This is a genomic window from Chryseobacterium lathyri, assembly GCF_030812195.1.
In the GTDB taxonomy this organism is placed as follows: Bacteria; Bacteroidota; Bacteroidia; order Flavobacteriales; family Weeksellaceae; genus Chryseobacterium; species Chryseobacterium lathyri_A.
Genome location: NZ_JAUSSF010000003.1, coordinates 505,815 through 525,610, shown reverse-complemented (window position 1 = coordinate 525,610; position 19,796 = coordinate 505,815). Strand labels below are relative to the sequence as shown.

21 protein-coding genes are annotated in these 19,796 nt (G+C 36.7%); 13 read left to right on the top strand and 8 right to left on the bottom strand.

Translation table 11 applies throughout. The features are described 5' to 3' along the window. Nucleotides 1-22 precede the first annotated feature (22 nt). From J2T03_RS17665 to J2T03_RS17645, 5 genes are all read right to left on the bottom strand, one after another. Nucleotides 23-628, bottom strand: a complete 606-nt coding sequence (locus J2T03_RS17665; protein ID WP_307220634.1) for a fumarylacetoacetate hydrolase family protein — start codon at nucleotides 626-628, stop codon at nucleotides 23-25. Nucleotides 629-642: 14 nt separating this feature from the next. After that, complete coding sequence (locus J2T03_RS17660; RefSeq protein ID WP_307220632.1) at nucleotides 643-1,215, bottom strand: hypothetical protein; 573 nt, start codon at nucleotides 1,213-1,215, stop codon at nucleotides 643-645. A 20-nt stretch (nucleotides 1,216-1,235) separates the two neighbouring features. After that, nucleotides 1,236-1,634, bottom strand: coding sequence for a putative signal transducing protein (locus J2T03_RS17655; protein WP_306843203.1), 399 nt, complete (start codon nucleotides 1,632-1,634; stop codon nucleotides 1,236-1,238). A 3-nt stretch (nucleotides 1,635-1,637) separates the two neighbouring features. Beyond that, entirely contained in the window at nucleotides 1,638-2,402 is a 765-nt protein-coding gene (locus J2T03_RS17650; RefSeq protein WP_307220630.1) for a 3'-5' exonuclease, read from the bottom strand. Between the two features lie 86 nt (nucleotides 2,403-2,488). Beyond that, the gene (locus tag J2T03_RS17645; RefSeq protein WP_307220628.1) at nucleotides 2,489-3,202 is read right to left on the bottom strand and encodes a CDP-alcohol phosphatidyltransferase family protein; all 714 of its coding nucleotides are present in this window, start codon (nucleotides 3,200-3,202) and stop codon (nucleotides 2,489-2,491) included. Between the two features lie 89 nt (nucleotides 3,203-3,291). Here J2T03_RS17645 and J2T03_RS17640 point away from each other — a divergent pair, with 89 nt between their 5' ends. The 12 genes from J2T03_RS17640 to J2T03_RS17585 all read left to right on the top strand — a co-directional run bounded on the left by J2T03_RS17640 (nucleotide 3,292) and on the right by J2T03_RS17585 (nucleotide 16,952). Then, nucleotides 3,292-5,220: an LTA synthase family protein gene (locus J2T03_RS17640; RefSeq protein WP_307220627.1), complete on the top strand. Its 1,929-nt coding sequence runs from the start codon at nucleotides 3,292-3,294 to the stop codon at nucleotides 5,218-5,220. A gap of 165 nt (nucleotides 5,221-5,385) precedes the next feature. Continuing rightward, a complete protein-coding gene (locus tag J2T03_RS17635; RefSeq protein ID WP_307220625.1) occupies nucleotides 5,386-5,805 on the top strand; it encodes a DUF2147 domain-containing protein in 420 nt (139 codons plus the stop codon). 225 nt (nucleotides 5,806-6,030) lie between these two features. Continuing rightward, on the top strand, nucleotides 6,031-7,011 hold the full coding sequence (locus J2T03_RS17630; protein WP_034709939.1) for a pyruvate dehydrogenase complex E1 component subunit beta: 981 nt from the start codon (nucleotides 6,031-6,033) through the stop codon (nucleotides 7,009-7,011). A 115-nt stretch (nucleotides 7,012-7,126) separates the two neighbouring features. After that, the gene (locus tag J2T03_RS17625; RefSeq protein WP_306843215.1) at nucleotides 7,127-9,121 is read left to right on the top strand and encodes a KUP/HAK/KT family potassium transporter; all 1,995 of its coding nucleotides are present in this window, start codon (nucleotides 7,127-7,129) and stop codon (nucleotides 9,119-9,121) included. Nucleotides 9,122-9,188: 67 nt separating this feature from the next. Continuing rightward, nucleotides 9,189-9,662: a Fur family transcriptional regulator gene (locus J2T03_RS17620; RefSeq protein ID WP_034706517.1), complete on the top strand. Its 474-nt coding sequence runs from the start codon at nucleotides 9,189-9,191 to the stop codon at nucleotides 9,660-9,662. 3 nt (nucleotides 9,663-9,665) lie between these two features. Continuing rightward, on the top strand, nucleotides 9,666-11,399 hold the full coding sequence (locus tag J2T03_RS17615) for an OstA-like protein (protein WP_307220623.1): 1,734 nt from the start codon (nucleotides 9,666-9,668) through the stop codon (nucleotides 11,397-11,399). Nucleotides 11,400-11,671: 272 nt separating this feature from the next. Then, nucleotides 11,672-12,577 carry a hypothetical protein gene (locus J2T03_RS17610; RefSeq protein ID WP_306843221.1) on the top strand — a complete coding sequence of 302 codons (906 nt, stop codon included), beginning with the start codon at nucleotides 11,672-11,674 and terminating at the stop codon, nucleotides 12,575-12,577. Between the two features lies 1 nt (nucleotide 12,578). Further along, on the top strand, nucleotides 12,579-13,406 hold the full coding sequence (locus J2T03_RS17605; RefSeq protein ID WP_306843222.1) for a hypothetical protein: 828 nt from the start codon (nucleotides 12,579-12,581) through the stop codon (nucleotides 13,404-13,406). A 2-nt stretch (nucleotides 13,407-13,408) separates the two neighbouring features. Beyond that, a complete protein-coding gene (locus tag J2T03_RS17600; RefSeq protein WP_307220621.1) occupies nucleotides 13,409-14,185 on the top strand; it encodes a hypothetical protein in 777 nt (258 codons plus the stop codon). Between the two features lie 127 nt (nucleotides 14,186-14,312). Then, a complete protein-coding gene (locus J2T03_RS17595) occupies nucleotides 14,313-15,488 on the top strand; it encodes an aspartate aminotransferase family protein (RefSeq protein ID WP_306843934.1) in 1,176 nt (391 codons plus the stop codon). A gap of 190 nt (nucleotides 15,489-15,678) precedes the next feature. Continuing rightward, nucleotides 15,679-16,065, top strand: coding sequence for an START-like domain-containing protein (locus J2T03_RS17590; protein ID WP_202089068.1), 387 nt, complete (start codon nucleotides 15,679-15,681; stop codon nucleotides 16,063-16,065). Between the two features lie 77 nt (nucleotides 16,066-16,142). Beyond that, entirely contained in the window at nucleotides 16,143-16,952 is an 810-nt protein-coding gene (locus J2T03_RS17585) for an aminotransferase class IV (RefSeq protein WP_307220619.1), read from the top strand. 82 nt (nucleotides 16,953-17,034) lie between these two features. On the opposite strand, the gene J2T03_RS17580 is transcribed toward J2T03_RS17585, so the two are convergent. Continuing rightward, a complete protein-coding gene (locus J2T03_RS17580) occupies nucleotides 17,035-17,616 on the bottom strand; it encodes an N-acetylmuramoyl-L-alanine amidase family protein (RefSeq protein WP_307220617.1) in 582 nt (193 codons plus the stop codon). A 106-nt stretch (nucleotides 17,617-17,722) separates the two neighbouring features. Continuing rightward, nucleotides 17,723-18,271, bottom strand: coding sequence for a YqgE/AlgH family protein (locus J2T03_RS17575; protein ID WP_306843228.1), 549 nt, complete (start codon nucleotides 18,269-18,271; stop codon nucleotides 17,723-17,725). A 24-nt stretch (nucleotides 18,272-18,295) separates the two neighbouring features. Here J2T03_RS17575 and pdxH point away from each other — a divergent pair, with 24 nt between their 5' ends. Then, the gene (gene pdxH / locus J2T03_RS17570; RefSeq protein WP_307220615.1) at nucleotides 18,296-18,937 is read left to right on the top strand and encodes a pyridoxamine 5'-phosphate oxidase; all 642 of its coding nucleotides are present in this window, start codon (nucleotides 18,296-18,298) and stop codon (nucleotides 18,935-18,937) included. Between the two features lie 303 nt (nucleotides 18,938-19,240). Here pdxH and J2T03_RS17565 read toward each other — a convergent pair whose 3' ends face one another. Then, entirely contained in the window at nucleotides 19,241-19,531 is a 291-nt protein-coding gene (locus J2T03_RS17565) for an HU family DNA-binding protein (RefSeq protein ID WP_002976900.1), read from the bottom strand. Between the last annotated feature and the right edge of the window lie 265 nt (nucleotides 19,532-19,796).

The following is a 19,796-nucleotide window of genomic DNA, read 5'->3' as shown; positions in this document are numbered from 1 at the left end:
CCCAATTTCTTATGTTAAATACTTATAATATTCGAATATCAAGAATTTTATCATCTTTCAGATAAGCCTCAAGAATATCATTTTCATTCACCTTTCCCACCCCTTTTGGAGTTCCGGTAAAAATAAGATCACCTACCCTTAATGTAAAATACTGTGAAGCAAAAGCAATAATATCATCAACACTGAAGATCATGTCTTTTGTATTACCATCCTGAACTTTTTCTTTGTTTTGCAGCAATGAAAACTGCAGCCCTTCAAGATCATAATTTTCTTTATTGTAAAAGTTTCCCACCACTGCAGAACCGTCAAAACCTTTAGCCAGCTCCCAGGGAAGACCTTTGGATTTGAGTTCGCTCTGAAGATCCCTGGCTGTAAAATCTATTCCTAAGCTGATTTCTTCATAATGTTTGTGAGCCACCTCTTTCTGGATATATTTTCCTCCTTTTGAAATCTTTACAACAACTTCCAGCTCATAGTGAATGTCATTGGAAAATTCAGGGATATAAAAATCATTTCCCTTCAAAACTGCTGTATCCGGCTTCATGAAAATAACCGGCTTTTCAGGAATTTCGTTTCCTAATTCTTTTGCATGTTCGCTGTAATTTCTTCCTATACAAATGATTTTCATAACTCTTTAATTATTTAATTTACTATGCCTTTAAAATAGCCTTTTCCTTCTTCAATATATTTTTCAGGACCGTATCTTCTTTGAATCTTAAATGCTGTATATCCATAGATGCTGTCTCCTTTTTTGTAGGAATCTTTATTAAGGATCAGTCGGCTTTCTAAGATTTTAAAATACTCTCCTGTGTCGAGGAAATCAAAGGGTCTTATCACATCGGTATAATGATAAGGAGAAAGTTGGTGTCTGTTCTTTATTATTTCCAGTTCATAACCTCCACCACTAAAACCATCTCCTACGGAAAATTTGATATCAAGGGACAGTTTATTGTCACTGATATAGCAGTTGTAAAATTCTTCACCGGTATCAGTATCTGTTTTTATTATTAAATTATTAGACTTCCCACCTTCCGATTCTCCTACGAAGATTGTTTTTTGTTTTTGTTTGTCGAAAATCTTAAAAATTGGATTTTTGGATAAATAAGGGTCCGTTTCATTCTGTTTCAACGCTATAAAATAATAAGCCGCAATAAAGACTGGGATTGAAACAGTAACAATACCAATGAATAAAAGAAGTCTTTTAATTTTTCTCATACATTAATATGAAATGTATTTTAGTGTGTAAATTCATTTCCACAATAATAGCACACAAACTTCTGGCTTGACAAAATTGATATTCCAAAGAAGCTCGTTGCTCTGTCGTCCCTGTAAATATGGTTTGAACCGCATTTCGGACATACAAAATCAAATGCCGGGTCTTTTATAGTATGTTCAACTTCCAGGGAATAAGCTTCGTTATCGTTATAATCCTGCAGTATTTGTTTCGCTTTTTCCAGATCATCTTCAAAAACCTGGAGCTGGATACCGCCTACAGCCTGAGAAAGCAGCCAGTCAGACTGGATGAGCTGTTCGTTAGCAATGAACCCGTTCACTCCGTTTTCGGCAAGGATCTGCTTGTCCCGGTTGGCTTCAAGAGCTGTTTCGTAAAATTTAAAACGAACTAGGTTTGACATTTTTTAAAATTTACCTGACAATTGAATTTTTGTAAAGACTTTCTTCGTGTAAAGCGGGAAATCGGCATTTTGAAGCCATCCGTAATATCCCAGGTCTTTCTGGAAAACAGCTTTTACCACCTGTCCCTTATATTTTCCGAAATTGAAAACGGGTTCTGATTTTTCATTATATCCAATGAATCCGGCAAGATCTGCATTCTTATTGTGGAATGTGAATTCGCTTAAAGGAGCAATTTCATTAGGAATATCATCATATTTTCCGACCTGTGCATCCAGCACTTCAAAAGTGGCCATTACATCAGCTTCTGCAGAGTGGGCATTTTCCAGAACCTTTCCACAGTAAAACTGATAAGCAGCTCCTAAATTTCTCGGTTCTTTCTTGTGGAAAATGGTTTGGGCATCTACCAGTCTGAATTTACTGAGGTCAAAATCAATTTCTACTCTTAGCAGCTCTTCTGCCAGAAGCGGAACATCAAAACGGTTCGAATTAAAGCCTCCCAAATCACTTCCAGAAAGCATTTCCATGATTTTTGGAGCAATTTCTCTGAATGTTGGGGCATCTTTTACATCTTCATCATAAATCCCGTGGATTTCGCTGCATTCTTTCGGGATAGGTATTTCCGGATTTACACGCCATGTTTTGCTTTCTCTGGATGCATCCGGGTTTACTTTTAAAATGCAGATTTCTACAATTTTGTCTTTTCCGATATTGGTTCCCGTGGTTTCAAGGTCAAAAATGCAGAGAGGTTTATGGAGTTTTAAATTCATGTCTATAATTTGATAATGTGTTAATTTGAAAATAAGCTAATCTTTAAATTTGTAGCTTCCAAAGTCTAATATCTGAAATCTAACTTCTAATTAAGCTGTTTCTGAAAAATAAGTGATACTACTATATAATAAATAACAAGCATGGGAATGCCAACGATCTGAAACAGGGCCAGAATAGCAATTCCGCCGCCTAGTAAAATAACTTTCGGGTAATTGTCCTGGAGCTTTTTAGATTTGAATTTCATTGCCATCATCTTAATTGGGCTGATCAGAAGCCACGATGTGATAACCGTTAATAAAACTAAAAACAATGAATTTTCAAATAAAAATTCAAAAGCTCCTGTTTCTTTGAAAGCATAATATAATCCAAACAGCAATACCGTGTTGGTAGGTGTATTCAGTCCTTTAAAATAATAACGCTGCTCCTCATCAAGGTTAAAGATCGCAAGTCTGAGGCATGAAAAAACCGTCACCAGAAGACCAATATAACTTGCCTCAAAAGGAAGATGAATGCCTAATATTTGATTTCCAAAAGGTTCCAGCGCCTTATACATCGTAAGACCGGGAATCAGTCCGAAGCTTACCATATCCGCCAGCGAATCCAGCTGAAGCCCCAGATTGGAGTTTGATTTTACAGCCCGGGCTACAAACCCGTCAAAAAAATCAAAAACAGAAGAAAGAATGATACAGATTGCCGTAGTCTGGTAATCGCCCAGAATAAGATGTATCGCACCTACACAGCCTGCAAGTAAATTGGCAAGGGTCAATAAATTGGCAAGATTATTTTTTATGAAATTCATGTCAGCAAAAGTACAGTTTTTCCAAATTTTAACCTGAAATATTATGAAGGAAAAAATACATTAATAGGTTTTTGATGTAAATTTGCCGAATGAAATTTTTTAAAGAATTTAGAAAACAAGAAGTTCTGGTCCTTTTTTACCGGATTTTCTTAGCATACGTTTTTTATCAGATTGCCCGGCTTTTGTTTTGGTACTTCAATAAAGAGCTTATTAAAGTGGATTCCGTTTCAGATTATTTCAACCTGGCATTCCATGGAACTGCCTTTGATACCACGGCAATCTTATATGTCAATGCTTTATTTATTCTCTTAAGCCTGGTCCCAATTGTTATCAATACAAAGAAAGGATACCAGACGGTTTTATTCTGGCTGTATTTTATAACCAACGGAATTGCCTATGCCATGAATTTCGGTGATTTTGTCTATTATAAATTTTCACAGGCAAGATTGACATCCACAGCATTAGAGGTCGCAAAACATGAAACCAACATTTTTAAAGTATTCACAGTTTCTTTAGGACAACATCCTTTTGTTCTCATATGGTTCATTATTTTAATGGCACTTTGGGTTTTCCTTTATAAAAAGGTGAAGATTACGGAACGGAAACCGGTAAAGCTTATTCCATACTTTATCTGGTCTGTGTTAGTTCTTTGCGGTACGGCTGTTTTGGCTATTGGAGGAATCCGGGGCGATTTCAAGCATAGCACAAGACCCATTAATTTAGTAGATGCTAACCGTTTTGTAGCGAACCCTCTGCAGGGAAATATAGTGTTGAACAGTACATTCTCGTTTTTCAGAACCTTAGGAACCAATAACTTTAAAGAAGTTCATTTTGTAGACGAAAAATATATTGCTGACCATGTTCAGCCTTATAAAATATATGACAGGAAGGTGGAGGACCGTCCCAATATTGTTATTTTTATTGTTGAATCTTTTGGGCGTGAATATTCAGGCGCCTTTAATAAAGACAAAAATATAAACGGTTACGTTTCCTATACTCCCTTTATAGATAGCCTTGCAGGTCAAAGTTTGATTTTTCCTAACATGTTTGCTAACGGCAGACAGTCTATTCATGGGATGAGCAGCGTGCTGGCGGGAATTCCAAGCCTTACCGATGCCTTTACCAGCTCGCCGTATTCCAATCAGAAAATTCAGTCTATTGTTTCAGTTTGTAATGATCTGGGCTATGACACTTCTTTTTATCACGGAGCTCCGAACGGCTCGATGGGTTTCCTCGGATTTGGGAATATATTGGGCTTTAAGCATTATTTCGGGAAGAATGAATTCAACCATGATGAAGATTTTGATGGAATGTGGGCGATATGGGATGAGCCTTTTCTTCAGTACTTTGCGAAGAATGTAGGAAAAACGCAGCCTTTTATGTCCACAGTATTTACGGCCTCGTCACACCATCCGTTTAAAGTCCCGGAAAAATACAAGGGAAAATTTAAAAAAGGAACTATAGAAATGCACGAGCCGATGCAATACACGGATTATGCTATCAAAGAATATTTTGAAACGGCTAAAAAACAGCCATGGTTCAATAATACCATCTTCGTTTTCACGGGAGATCATACCAACCAGATTGCTTATGGGGAGTATGAAAAAGCAATGAACCGTTTTGCTGTTCCTCTAATATTGTATTCCCCAAATCCGGCGTACAATCTTAAAGGCGTGAATCCTGAAACAGCACAGCAAATAGATATCTATCCTACGCTGGCAGATCTTATCGGATACAATAAACAGATCAGAAGCTGGGGAAGGAGTCTTGTAAGCGATAAAAAATATCCGTCTATTGTAGTGAATTCGGATGGAAGTTCAGAACAGTTCATCATAGGAGACCATATGTACCGTTTTGATGGCAAGGAAATTACAGGAATCTATGAGAAGAATGACCTGGGATTCGCAAACAACTTAATAGGAAAATTAAAGACACCTGAAATAGAAAAGGAAATGAAGACTGCAAAGGCTTGGTACCAGGATTATATGGATAGAGTGATCAATAGAAAACTTAAATAAAGACAGCATTGCTAAACTGCAAAATACCAAGGTTTATAATAAATTTGCGGTTTTGGCCTATCATATGCTCTGTATAGTAAAAGTTTTTGTTCGTTTAAAATTTAATTTATACATTTAGCAGTAGATAGATAACAAAAACGTATCAGAATTAAAACTATAAGAAATATGAAAAAATTATTATTAACCTTCGTGCTTTCCCTGTTTGGCGTATTATCGTTTGCACAGATTGAAGGTAAATGGAAGACTATAGATGACGAAACAAAACAGGCTAAATCTATTGTTGAGATCTATAAAAAGTCAGATGGAAAGTATTACGGAAAAGTTTTCCAGCTGCTTATAAAGCCTACAAATCCAAACTGTACATCATGTAAGGATGACAGAAAAGGGAAGCCAATCTTAGGACTGGAGATCATCAGAGGACTTAAAAAAGAAGGAGATGAATTTACAGGAGGAACTATTACCGACCCTAAAACAGGTAAAACTTACAAATGTACCATTACAAAAAGCGGTGACAAACTGAATGTAAGAGGTTATATGGGAGTTTCTGTATTCGGAAGAACCCAGGTTTGGGACAAAGTAAATTAATCAGTTTTTAAATAAACTTTTAGGACGGTATTTCAGAAATGAGATGCCGTTTTTCATTTTCATAAAAATTATGTTCAGCCATAAAAAAGCTATGAATAAACAGATAGGTAATAGGAAAAACCTCTCTGATTAAATAATTAAGGCATCTCATTCAATGAGATGCCTTTTTTGTTATGTTAGTAATAAAAAAACACTATTTTTGTAGTCTAAATTTTTCAAATAAATATGGCAGAATATACTTTTCGTGAGGTAATTGCACAAGCAATGAGCGAGGAAATGCGTAAAGACGAATCCATCTTTTTAATGGGGGAGGAAGTTGCAGAATACAATGGTGCGTATAAAGCTTCAAAAGGAATGTTGGATGAATTTGGTCCTAAAAGAGTAATCGATACACCCATTGCTGAGCTTGGTTTTACAGGGATTGCTGTAGGGGCTGCGATGAATGGTAACAGGCCAATTGTAGAGTATATGACGTTCAATTTCTCATTGGTAGGTATTGATCAGATTATTAATAATGCGGCTAAGATCCGTCAGATGAGTGGTGGCCAGTGGAACTGTCCTATCGTTTTCAGAGGGCCTACAGCTTCGGCTGGACAATTGGGTGCTACACACTCTCAGGCTTTTGAAAACTGGTTTGCGAACGTTCCGGGGCTTAAAGTAGTAGTTCCTTCTAACCCTTACGATGCAAAAGGATTATTGAAAACAGCTATTCAGGATAATGATCCGGTGATTTTCATGGAATCTGAGCAGATGTATGGCGACAAAATGGAAATTCCTGAAGAAGAATACTACCTGCCAATAGGTAAAGCAGATATCAAGAGAGAAGGTACAGATGTTACTTTGGTTTCTTTCGGTAAAATTATGAAGCTGGCTATCCAGGCGGCTGAAGATATGGCTAAAGAAGGAATCTCTGTAGAGGTGATCGACCTTAGAACCGTTCGTCCTCTTGATTTTGATACTGTTTTAGCTTCCGTTAAAAAAACAAACAGATTAGTGATCCTGGAAGAAGCCTGGCCGTTTGCTTCGATATCTTCCGAAATTACATATATGGTACAGCAGAAAGCATTTGACTATCTGGATGCGCCTATCAAGAGAATTACTACTCCTGATGCGCCTGCACCTTATTCTGCTGCATTATTTGCAGAATGGTTCCCTAAGCTTGAAAAAGTGAAAGAGGAGATCAAAAAAGCGATGTACGTAAAATAACTATTATAGAGAAAAACTTCCGAAAGGAAGTTTTTTCATTTATTCTATTCATGAAGAATAGTTCTTGACGTCATAAAATTAGTATAAATTTGCGCGTTTAAAAAAATAAGCTGATATGGCAGAACTTACAGAAGATGGTTATCATTTTGACATAAAGAAACTTTCTTTTATTGGGGTTTTAGTCTCTCTCGGAATTGTTTTCGGAGATATTGGAACATCCCCGCTTTACGTAATGAAAGCGATCGTAAATGCAAAAGACGGAGGTAGTAATATGCCTTTCAACGAATATATAGAAGGAGCTCTTTCCTGTATTATTTGGACACTTACTCTGCAGACTACGATAAAATATGTGATCATCGCTTTAAGGGCAGACAACAAAGGGGAAGGAGGTATTTTAGCTTTATTCTCGTTAGTTAAAAACCTTAAAAAAGGATGGCTGTATCTTATAGCTATCGTAGGTGCAGCAGCACTCGTCGCGGATGGGGTAATCACTCCGTCGCTTACAGTGATGTCAGCTATTGAAGGTCTGGAGATCTATAATCCTCATACACCGGTTGTGCCTATTACCATTGGAATTCTGATTGTAATTTTTGTAGTACAGCAATTCGGAACCAGTTTTATCGGGAAATTTTTTGGCCCTGTAATGGTTGTCTGGTTTTTAGTTCTGGGTGGTTTGGGTGTAATGCATTTAAGTGAAAATTTAGAAATTTTAAGATCTTTCAATCCTTATTATGCCTACAAGCTTATTGTAAATTCTCCAAGTGCAATTGTTATTCTTGGTGCTGTTTTCCTGTGTACAACGGGGGCAGAAGCTCTTTATTCAGATTTAGGACACTGTGGTGCCAAAAATATAAGAGTAAGCTGGGGGTTCGTTAAAATCATGCTTATTTTAAACTATCTTGGACAGGGTGCCTGGTTATTAACCAATCACGGTAAACCTGGATTTTCTGTAGTCAACCCATTCTTTGGAATCATGGAAGAGTGGATGATTGTACCGGGAGTAATTTTGGCAACTGCAGCAGCAATTATTGCAAGCCAGGCCTTGATTACAGGCTCTTTTACCATTTTCTCAGAAGCAATGTCCCTTAATTTGTGGCCAAATCAAAAAATCGATTACCCTTCCGGAGTTAAAGGACAAATGTATATTCCAAGAATCAACTGGGGACTTCTTATTTTATGTATTATTGTAGTACTCCATTTTAGGGAATCAGGCAAAATGGAAGCTGCATACGGACTTTCCATTACAGTAACCATGCTGATGACAACAGTCCTGTTGGTTTTCTGGTTGCTGAAGCACAGAGTAAGCAAAGTATTAATTGTATTTTTCGCTTTGGTTTATATGGCTATTGAACTAGGATTTTTCAGTGCAAACATCATCAAGTTCATGGAAGGTGGATGGATTACGGTTGTGCTGGCCGGTTCCATCGGAATTTCAATGTATGCATGGTATAATGGAAGACTGATAAAAACAAGATTTATCCAGTTTGTAAAAATAGAGAAATATGTTTCTATCATAAAAGATATGAAGCTGGATGAAAGCATTCCCAAATACGCAACCAATCTTGCTTACCTGAGCAGAGCCAAAAGAAACGATGAAGTAGAATCAAAAATTATCTATTCCATTATCAAGAAGCAGCCCAAAAGAGCAGATCATTATTTTATATTAAGTATTGTTAACCAGGAAGATCCGTATACTTTCAAATATACGGTAGACGAAATTCTGCCCGGAACCGTATACAAAGTCAATTTCCTCTTAGGATTTAAAGTAGACCGTAGAATCAACGATTATTTTAATATGGTACTCAAAGATCTTATGGCAGAAGGAACCATTCCATCAAGAAGCAGCCATCCGTCTCTGAGAGCGCACAACATTCCGCCGGATCTGAAATATGTAATTATTGATAATACATATATCAACGATATACTTTTAACTGTTAAACAGAAGATTACCCTCAATATCTATAGCTTTGTGAAGTACATCGGAAGCGATGATTTCAAAGCTTGGGGCGTATCTTCGCACAACGTAGAAGTGGAATCTGCACCCATCACAGAACTTACAGTTTATGACAACAAAATTGAACAATCGGGTTTTTTCCGTCATAATTCTTAAATAGGAGTCTACGAAACCATAAGGTTTATTTAAATAAAAATCAATAAATTTGTAGATAATTTTTTTGATGGATACAGTACAAAAAGAAAAAAATATTGCTTTGATTAAGGATGTTCTCAGAAACTACCTTTTAGAAAAGGGTTTCAGAAACACACCTGAACGATATACGATATTAGAAGAGATTTATAGTATGGATCATCACTTCAATGTGGATGATCTGTATCTTCTTATGATGCAGAAGAAATATCATGTTTCAAAAGCAACGATTTACAATACTATTGAAATTTTCCTTGATGCAGGTTTGATCCGTAAGCATCAGTTTGGAGAAAAAACATTGACCTCTTCATCTTATGAGAAGTCTTATTTTGATAAGCAGCATGACCATTTGGTAATCTACAAAAAAGGCTCTGATAAAGAAATCGAAGAAATTATAGAGTTCTGTGATCCGAGAATACAGGGAATCAAAGAAGCAATTGAAGAAGCTTTTGGCGTAAATATTGATTCGCATTCGCTGTATTTCTATGGTACTAAGAATGATTAATCAATGAGAATAATCCTTTTTCTGTTAATTTTTATTTCTGCGTTCAGCTCCGCACAGGACAATAAAACTACGCAGATGGATCCTTATATCCAAAATAAAGGAAAAACTTCGCCTGCAGTAAGACCGGAAGATAAGGTGAAAATCATCCATTCCGACGAATTTAAAAAAGACACCAAGTACGAAGGAAACCAGTATATGGTAGGCCATGTTCAGATAGAACATCAGGGTTCTATCCTCTATGCTGATGAAGTTATCCTTTACAACGACCAAAGCCTGGTAAAAGCTATTGGTAATGCAAAGCTGCAAAATGCAGACGGCTCCGTGATTACAGCCCACGAAATGGAGTACAACGGAGTTACCCAGAAAGGGGTTGCCAAAAAAGATGTTGTTCTTACCGATCCGAAACAGACTATTAAAACTGATATCCTGTATTATGACAGGCTTGCCAATCAGGCATACTTCAATACCGGAGGGACGATTTCTGATGCGCAGAATGTAATGTATACCAAATCTGCGACCTATTTTCTTAATACCAAAATGATTGATTTTGTAGGGAACGTAAAGATCGACAGCCCGGATTACATCATAGAAGGCCCTAACATCAAGCAGAACCAAAATACCAAAATTGCTGAGTTTTTTGGGCCTACAACAATTACTAACCGAGCCAATCCTAAGAACCGTATTTATACAGAAAGAGGAACTTACAGAATGGAAACTAAGGAAGCCTTCCTTAACAAAAATTCTAAAATCTTTTATAACGACAAAATTCTTACCGGGGATGATATGTATTTTAACAATATTACCGGGTTCGGTAAAGCAACCGGAAACGTTACACTCGATGATCCCATAGAAAGAAGATATATCAAAGGCGGTTATGGAGAAGTTTTTCAGAAAAAAGATTCTGCCATGATGACCAACAGTCCTTATGCTGTTAAAATCATGGAAAAAGACTCTATTTACTTTGCTGCAGAAAAGATTCTTTCCTACCAGAAACCCGATTCAGCAGATATAAGTGTAAAGAAAAGCTTTTTAAGAGCTTATAAAAAAGCACGTATCTTCAAATCAAATGCCCAGGGAAGAGCAGATTCCATTGCTTTCAACGAAACAGACGGTATCATGCACATGTATACCAGCCCCATTCTTTGGAGTGGCGAAAAACAGGTAACCGGAGACAAAGTTGAAGCGTATTTCAATACTAAAACTGAAAATATAGACTCACTTAAAGTAATTGGAAATGCGTTTGCGATCAGCAAAGTAGATTCATTAAATCTTAAAGATGAATTCAATCAGGTAAAAGGTAAGTTTATGACCGTTTACTATGAAAATAATGATATTAAAGAAGCCAGAGTAGTCGGAAATGCGCAGTCAATCGTCTATGTTGATGATGTAGATCAGGAAACAAAGCAGCCTCAGAGAATAGGGATTACCCTTTCTACCTGCGGGATCATAGGAGCTTTATTTGAAGAAAGAGGCTTACAGATTATATCATGCAGTATAGGGGCCAATTCAGATACTTATCCAATGAGTAAAATAGAGCCGGATAAAAGAAAATTCCCCGATTTCAATTGGAATACCAGAGACCGGATCAGAAAATGGCAGGATATCCTTGTCGATAGCCCAAACTACGAAGAAATAAAATATTCTGCTGATAATGAACTCTTTAATCAGGCTCAGGAAGCCATAGATAAAGAAAGAGCTAAAGAAGAAGCCAAAAAACCCAAACGGGTACGGAAATAAACCAATATCTTTCAACGAAGAGTAATAAATCACCATTTTTAATTAAGAAATGGTGATTTTTTTATGATAAAAAAATGTAAATACGTTTGAAATGTAGTAAAATAATTGTTTTTTTTAATCTTATGGTAAATTGTTTAATGCGCAAACACCGCTTTAAATCTATGTTTTTCTTCTTCCTTTTTTATTTAACATTAATTTTTTCATGAATGATATCATTTGAGTTATAATATTTTATAAATTTAATACACCAAGAATGATAAAAAAATTTAAAAATGAAAATCAACTATTTCCTCTTGGCCCTTATTTTTTGCTTTATAGGGGTCAACGCACAGGTTGGGATTTCGAAAGCTCCAGGTTTTCAACCCGACACAAGATCACTTCTGCATGTAAAACAGGATAACAATGCAGCCCGGATGCCCCGCTCTAACACAGCTGCATTACTACCCGTATCTGCTACAGGGACAACAGGGAATGGGACCCAGGGTTCCATTATTTTCAATAGGGAAACGGGAAGTATTGTACAGAATGACGGTACAGTCTGGAAAATATCAGATCCTATTGTAACGACCATGAAAAATAACAAAATGGCACGTTTCATCAGGTCAGGTACTGTTACTACCAGCTGTGGAACCTGTGGATTGGCTTGCGCTTTGACAGTGAGGACCTGCAGTGTAGCTAATGTTAATTTTACAACCACTGCACCAAGTTTTAATGAAATTTCAACAGATGTATCATTAGCAGCAGCTACAAGTAATGTGATCAATATCAATACAAGAGGTCTATACAAAGTTTCCTTCAAAAGTGGGGCATTAGACATCAGTACTCCACTTTGTATAGGTGTTATCATCAATCTAAGGTCAAAACTTGATCTGGAACTGAGTACAGCTTCAGATGCTACCTGGAGACCTATTAATGATACTACAAGTGGTTCCACAGCCGGAGCCCTGTCTGTGACCACTCTTCTTCCTGGATCTATAGATGTAGGACAGTCTCTGGCATTTACCTATGTAGGCGTTTTCAATGCAGGAGATAAGCTTAGGCTTACAATGGGTGGTACCCAGGATATCGGTACAGGAATCTGTACTGGGGCATTAGGTGGAAATAACATGTTTTTTGCGATGTCAAAAACCGGAAATGCTGTTTCTGAAATCATTGTTGAAAAAATAAATATGCAATAAGATGAAAAAGATTACATTATTTATAGTGCTTATTTTTCATTACGTATTAATGGCACAGGTTACTATCGGCAGCAGTACGGTAAGTAATCAGAATATACTGAAAGTTGAGGACGGTGTAAAAGGAGCGATCCTTCCGTATTCAAATATTTACACCTCTTTTCCGAGATATAATGCTTCAGCGCCCGATATATTTGATGACTATCCTAATCTTGTAGGAAGTCTTATCTATAACAAGAATGACGAACAGTATTACAAATATGACGGTTATGCATGGAATCCCTCAAGACAGATCCAGGGCATCTATCAGCCAAAAGCATCAAGACTTGGAATATCTTCGGGAATATCCATTCCGTGTATTTCATTTGGGATAGGATTCTGCTTCGCAGGAGGAGCTCCGAGTTATCTGGCACCCGATAACAGAAGCCAGGTTCTTGTTGATAACTTACTTCTTAAAAATGCAAGCAGTGTAACAGTTAAGGCAGCAGGGGTTTATGATGTGGGAGTTGCTCTTGTTTTTACAGGCGGAAGTTTTGGAGCAGTAGCTGGAGTTACAGAATTTAAACTTACACTGCAAGTTAAATATACACCGGCTTCAGATTGGGAAACTGTAGTTTCGAAGACCAATTATTCTATCGTTTTTATCGTGGATACACAGGGTAATAAAACATCAAGTTTTGCCCAGACCATTTCTCTTCCGGCAGGAGCTGAGCTTAGAGTGGTCCCTGCAATCAGTTCCACTGCTATTTCCGGTGGAGCTTTGGCTGCTTACGGAACAGACACAAATCCGTCCAGTTCATATCTTGCAGCACGTTTAATTAAAGCTTACTAATCATGAAAAAATATATGTTCTGCTGTTTGATATTGATGATCAATATATACAGCGCACAGGTTAATGTTACTAATATTCCCAATCCGGATTCCAACGCCAGCGGAAATGATCAGGTCATGTTATACATTACCAATACAAGCGAAGCCGCAGGAGTTAAGGGTTTTGGCCTTCCGGCTGTTGATACAGAGGCTTTACTGCCTTTTACAGGAGCAAGTGCACCGGTAACGGCTATAGAAGAATTAAAAGGAATGTTGCTGTTCGTTAAAAGTACGGGACAGACAATGGTTTTTAATGGATTAGTATGGAGTAAGGCTTTTGAAGTGGAATCAGATAATACTTCCAGATTTCAGCTCAATTCGGTTTCCACAACGTCAGGATCTGTATTGCTTCCGATCAACCCTACAATAGATAAGGTTAATTTCCTGGCTGATCCTTTAAAGCTTAAAACCAATGTTCCAACGACGGGCGCTAATCTTAACAGGTTATATATCCGCCAGACAGGTTTATACAGAATTAACTTAAATATCACTTTTACAGGACCTGCAGGCTCTTTCAGCAGCAGATTGGGTGCCGGTCTGTATGTGAATGACTCACAGAGATTTCAGTTGTTGGAAAATACTGTAAATTTTGATGGGACCAATAGGAAAATTAACTTGGATTTCTCCGTTTATGCCATACAGGGACAGTATATTACCTTAGAAGCTGTTTCTGAGGTTGGAGGAACCACTTCCTATACAGTAACGAATAACAGTTATGTTACAATAGAAAAGGTTTTGTAATAACAGTATATACTTTTAGAATAAAAATTACCTTTAAGATTTTAAGGGTAATTTTTTATTAAGACAGATAATTTCTACATGTGATGAATCTTTTTTAGCTTTGCTGAAAAATTTTCGCGACATGGAAATGCATAAAGACTTTTTTTTATATCAGGCACAGACCACAAAATTTGCAGCAGGTTTTGAAGTCGAAAAAGCAGAAGGAAGCTATATCTACGGAACAAATGGAAAAAAATATCTGGATTTCGTGGCAGGTGTTTCTGCCAATACCTTGGGGCATTCACACCCTAAAGTGATAAAAGCTATCAAAGAGCAGGCAGACAAATACCTGCATGTAATGGTGTATGGAGAATATGCACAGGAAAAACCTGTATCACTCTGTAAGCTTCTGGCAGAAGCTACCCCTGACCCCTTGGAAATCACTTATCTGGTAAACAGCGGAGCAGAAGCTATCGACGGAAGCCTTAAGCTGGCCAAACGTTATACAGGAAGGGAAGAGATTGTTTCCTTTAAAAATTCATATCACGGTAATACGCACGGCGCCTTAAGTGTATCCGGAAACGAAACCCATAAAAGAGAATTCCGTCCTTTGCTGCCAATGGTCAGCTTTATAGAATTCAACAATGAAAATGATTTTGATAAAATTACAGAGAAAACCGCCTGTGTGATCCTGGAAACAATTCAGGGAGCAGCAGGATTCTTAATGCCTGAAGAAAATTACCTGATCAAACTTAAAAAAAGATGTGAAGAAGTAGGAGCTCTTCTTATCCTTGACGAGATTCAACCAGGCTTTGGAAGAACCGGTAAATTATTCTCTTTTGAACACTTCGGAATTGTTCCCGATATCCTTGTAATGGGTAAAGGAATGGGAGGAGGAGTACCGGTAGGTGCTTTTATGAGTTCCAGAAAGATTATGGAAACCCTGTCACATTCACCAAAGCTGGGACATATTACAACATTTGGGGGAAATCCGCTGATAGCAGCAGCCAGCCATGCTACTTTGAAAGAAGTTTTAGAAAGCGGGCTGATGGATGAAACCACTGAAAAAGAAAAGCTGTTCAGAGAACTTCTTGTACATCCAAAGATTAAAAATATTAATGGGAAAGGCTTAATGCTGGCTGTGAATCTTGGAACACCCGAATATACCCTTGAAGCTGCTAAAAAATGTATGGAAAAGGGTCTTATTGTATTCTGGCAGCTTTACAGAAATGAATATATGAGAATCTCACCGCCACTTACCATTTCTATGGATGAAATCCGGCAGGGATGCCAAATCATTCTGGATGTTTTAAATGAAAAATAGACGATAAATCTCTCCATTTTCGGAGAGATTTTTTATGTGTTACATGGCAGTTTTTAGGACTAAAAATTATATTCAGAAAAGATTTAAAAGCTGTGATAAATATCATGAAGATTCTTTAAAAAAATAATTGCTTTTTAGTGTAATAAAAAAATTAATTTATATATTGCGGGACGATAAAAACAAAGATTATATGGCGAAACATAAAGTCCATTACGAATTTCCAATGCATTGTTTATCAGAGATTTTATACGAATATCTGGCAACGGCGGAGGGTTTATCTGAATGGTTTGCGGATGAGGTAACAGAGAAAGGCGATGATTTCTTTTTTAGCTGGGGTGGAGGACCTGCTGAAAAGGCCACTTTGATTAGATATAAGCCTGAAGGTTTCGTTCGTTTCAGATGGGAAGAAGATGAGGGAACTAAGAATTTCTTTGAAATGACTATCACGATAGATGATATTACAGAAGACTTGGCTTTAAATATTACAGATTTCTGTGAGGAAGGTGATGAAGAAGAAAATGCATTATATTGGGAAAACCTTATAGAAAACCTTAGAATAAAATTAGGTGCTGCATAAGCTGTACACTATTAAATGGTAAAACTGATGAACGATTTATCGTTCATTATTTTTTTATAAATAAATCACTTCAAAAATTGGAAAATCAATATTTTACATCAGACGGATTAAATGTAAAGAACAGAGCGTTCCTTTTGGGCGACGCAGTGAAGGTTTCTTTCTTCGTGAGAAACGGGGGATTGATCATGGACGAAGAATGCTACTTCTTCTTAATGGCTTCCATGAGGAAAATGAGAATGAATATTCCGCTTACCTATACCCTGGAATTTTTTCAGACGCTTTTTCATAAAGATGTTATCGATGGCAAAGGAATAAAAAATGGAATTATCAATTTTCAGGTTTTCAGAAATAATGATGCGGTAACCGTTTCAAAATCTTCCGTATCTTATTTTTATGAAGTAACGGAATCGGATGATATACTTGCGGTTCATCAAAGACCGCTGGAAATGGATCTTACCAAGGAAATCAATGTAAACAATAATTTGTTAAGCAATATCAGGGTTCATTGTCCAGAAAATATTTACGGAGAAATTTATGCAGAAGAAAATGACCTGGATGATGTGATTCTCCTTAATCCGAACAAGAGGATTGCGCGTACCACTTCCGGAAATTTATTGTTTTTAGAAGGAACTGTGATCAAAGTTCCCAAGCAGTCCGAAGGCGCATACATCTCTCCCTTGATGGAAAACTTCGTGACTTTCTTGCATAAAAATAACCTTGCAGATATTCAGGAACATGAGATAATCGCTTTTGAATCACAAAAGGCTGAAGAGATTTTAATGATCTCTGACGAGAAAGGCATATTTTGTGTAGGTAAAATAAGAAATAAGACTTTTGAAAGCTCCCGTTTTATAGAAATGGTGGAAAGCTGGAAGAATAGTTTTTAAAATTGACAAACCCGGTAAACAACAAAGTACCCAAGTCCTTTACCGGGTTTTATTCTGAATAAATCAGAAATTGTTTCTTTATTTAGTATTCACGGATGATTTCTGTGAATTTTTGAGCGATTTCCTTCTGTCCATTTTCGCTGGTAGCATATTCCCTGTCTTTGGCATTATTGATAAAGCCAAGCTCTACCAGTACCGCAGGAGCTTTTGTTTCTCTCAGCATGTGGAGATTACGTTCCTCAATTTTAATGACGTTAAATTTTTTGGAAATTTTTTCAGCAAGTTTTTTTGAATTTTCAGTATTCTGAATATACACTTCAGTCCCTTGTTTCACAGCTTCCTTGTGAGGACTGCTATTCATGTGAAGAGAAATAACCATTTCCGGATTAAGCTTGTTGATTATAGCTGTTCTTTCCTGAAGGGTTGGAGATGTATCAGAATCCCTCGTTAATATCACTTCGTACTGATCCTGATTTTCATTCAGCTTCTGAATCTCTTTAGCAATATTTATTGTAATCTCTTTTTCAGAGAATTTATTGAAAACCGATCCCATATCATTTCCACCATGTCCGGCATCAATAACAATATATTTTTTATTGATAGGAGTAAATGATAAAAATGAAGCAGAGAAAACTGATAAAGCAAGTAATTTGATTCCTTTCATGTCAGTGATTTTGGTTTTTCAAATAACGTGAATTCTTTCTTTAAAATTGGTTAACATAATCTTAAATTTTGTTAATGTTTTTAAAGCGTATCAGATAGAAATTCAATTAGTTAAGGGAAATGTCTTCAGGTGAATTGGCCCAGAGTAGATATTCTCCGCCCAGGTTCTGCATAATTGACTTCCAGAGGGTTTGGTCATTAGGAAGTGTATAGTCCAAATTATAAATATCTACCACAGTCCACATCTTCCTCTGTACCTCATTATCCAGCTGCTCAGCAGACCATCCTGAGTATCCTGAGAAAATTTTCACATCATTGATGCTTAATTCCTTATTAAGAACAGCACTGATGATACTTTCAATGTCTTCCGTAATATAAAAATCCTTGCTGATCTCAGAATAGACCTGAGTTACCTTCTTTTCTTTAACGATAAAAAATACCTTGTCGTTTTCCACAGGCCCGCCGTCGTAGACCTCTATTTTAAAATCAAAAAAGTTTTTGAACTTACTACTCATCTGGTTATTTTTTTTGTTCAATATCAAACCAAATGCCCCGCTTTCGTTATGTTCAACGATCAACACCACCGATCTCGAAAAAATATCGCCGGAAATGTCAGGTGTGGAAATTAATATTTTACCTTTGTATGAGTAATTCATACTCAAATTTAATAAAAAATATTTATGGAAAACCTGCACGACAAAAGAAAAGTGTATGAGAAATCCCAACTTATTGAAAGTGAGATAAAACAAAACCCCATTGAACAGTTCAGAGACTGGTATATTGAAGCCAGCAATAGTCCGGCGGTCTCAGAAGCCAATGCCATGGCTATTTCTACAGTAGAAGAAGACGGCTGTCCGAGAACCAGAATGGTACTGCTTAAGGAATATACTTATGAAGGTTTCATATTTTACACCAACTATGACAGTAGAAAAGGAAAAGCAATAGAAAACAGCCATAAAGCCTGTCTTAGTTTCTTCTGGCCGAACCTCGAACGGCAAATCATTATTAAAGCAAACCTTGAAAGAATTGCAGAAAACTTAAGTGATGGATATTTTCATTCGCGGCCTAAAGGAAGTCAGCTTGGGGCGGTAGTTTCACCTCAAAGCCAGGCAATCCCGAACAGAGAATTTCTGGAAGAAAAATTAAAAGAGCTGGAAAAAGAATATGAAACCAGTGAGGTCCCAAGACCTTCCAACTGGGGAGGGTACATTGCAAAACCCTACGAAATTGAATTCTGGCAGGGGAGACCCAACCGTCTTCATGACAGGATTATTTATCAGCTGGAAGATCTGGACTGGAAGATTTCACGATTGGCACCATAACACAATTTGGAAGCTGGAAATTAGAGGCTAGAAGATGGGGGAGGGAGGTTCTGATGAGGATATCTGAACTTTATGGTGTTGAAGAGAATCGCTAATTTCTATAAAGAAAAAATGCTATTTAAAATTCAATAGGAGCGGGCTTTAGCCCGCTTTAAATTTTTATAGATATTACAGAGGCTTTAGCCAAAACTTAAAAGAGAAAAAGTAAATGATTGGCTTTCTGTTGTCTTCGAAGCTGCCAGATTCAAAATAAAAAAAGCCGTTTCCTTAAGAAACGGCCTTTGAATTTTTTAATCTGAATGATTATTTTTTCTTAGCACCAGAAACTGCATTGGATAAATCAGCTCCTGCTTTGAATTTAGCAACTTTTTTAGCAGCAATTTTGATTGGTTTTTTAGTTGCAGGGTTGATTCCTTGTCTAGCAGCTCTCTCAGCTACTGAGAAAGTACCGAATCCTACTAAAGAAACTTTTCCATCTTTTTTCTTTAAAGTAGTAGTTACATTACCAATGAATGATTCTAAAGCAGCTTTAGCTGCAACTTTAGTGATTCCTGCATCTTTTGCGATTGCGTCGATTAATTCAGACTTGTTCATAATTTTTAATATTAAGTTAGTTCGTAATTATAGCAAATATAATACTATTTTCTAATTGTGCAATTATTTTATTAAAAGTTATAAAATTTTTTTGCTTTTTGATGAAAACAGTTAAAATATGATAATTTGACTTTTCACGTAAAATCTACGTTACCGCTCACTAAAATCATGCCAAATGCTTATGAGTATTGACTTTAGCAAAAAAATAATATTATTTTCTGTATTTATTAAATCCTAAATTACGTGTAAAGTATTAATATTTTTG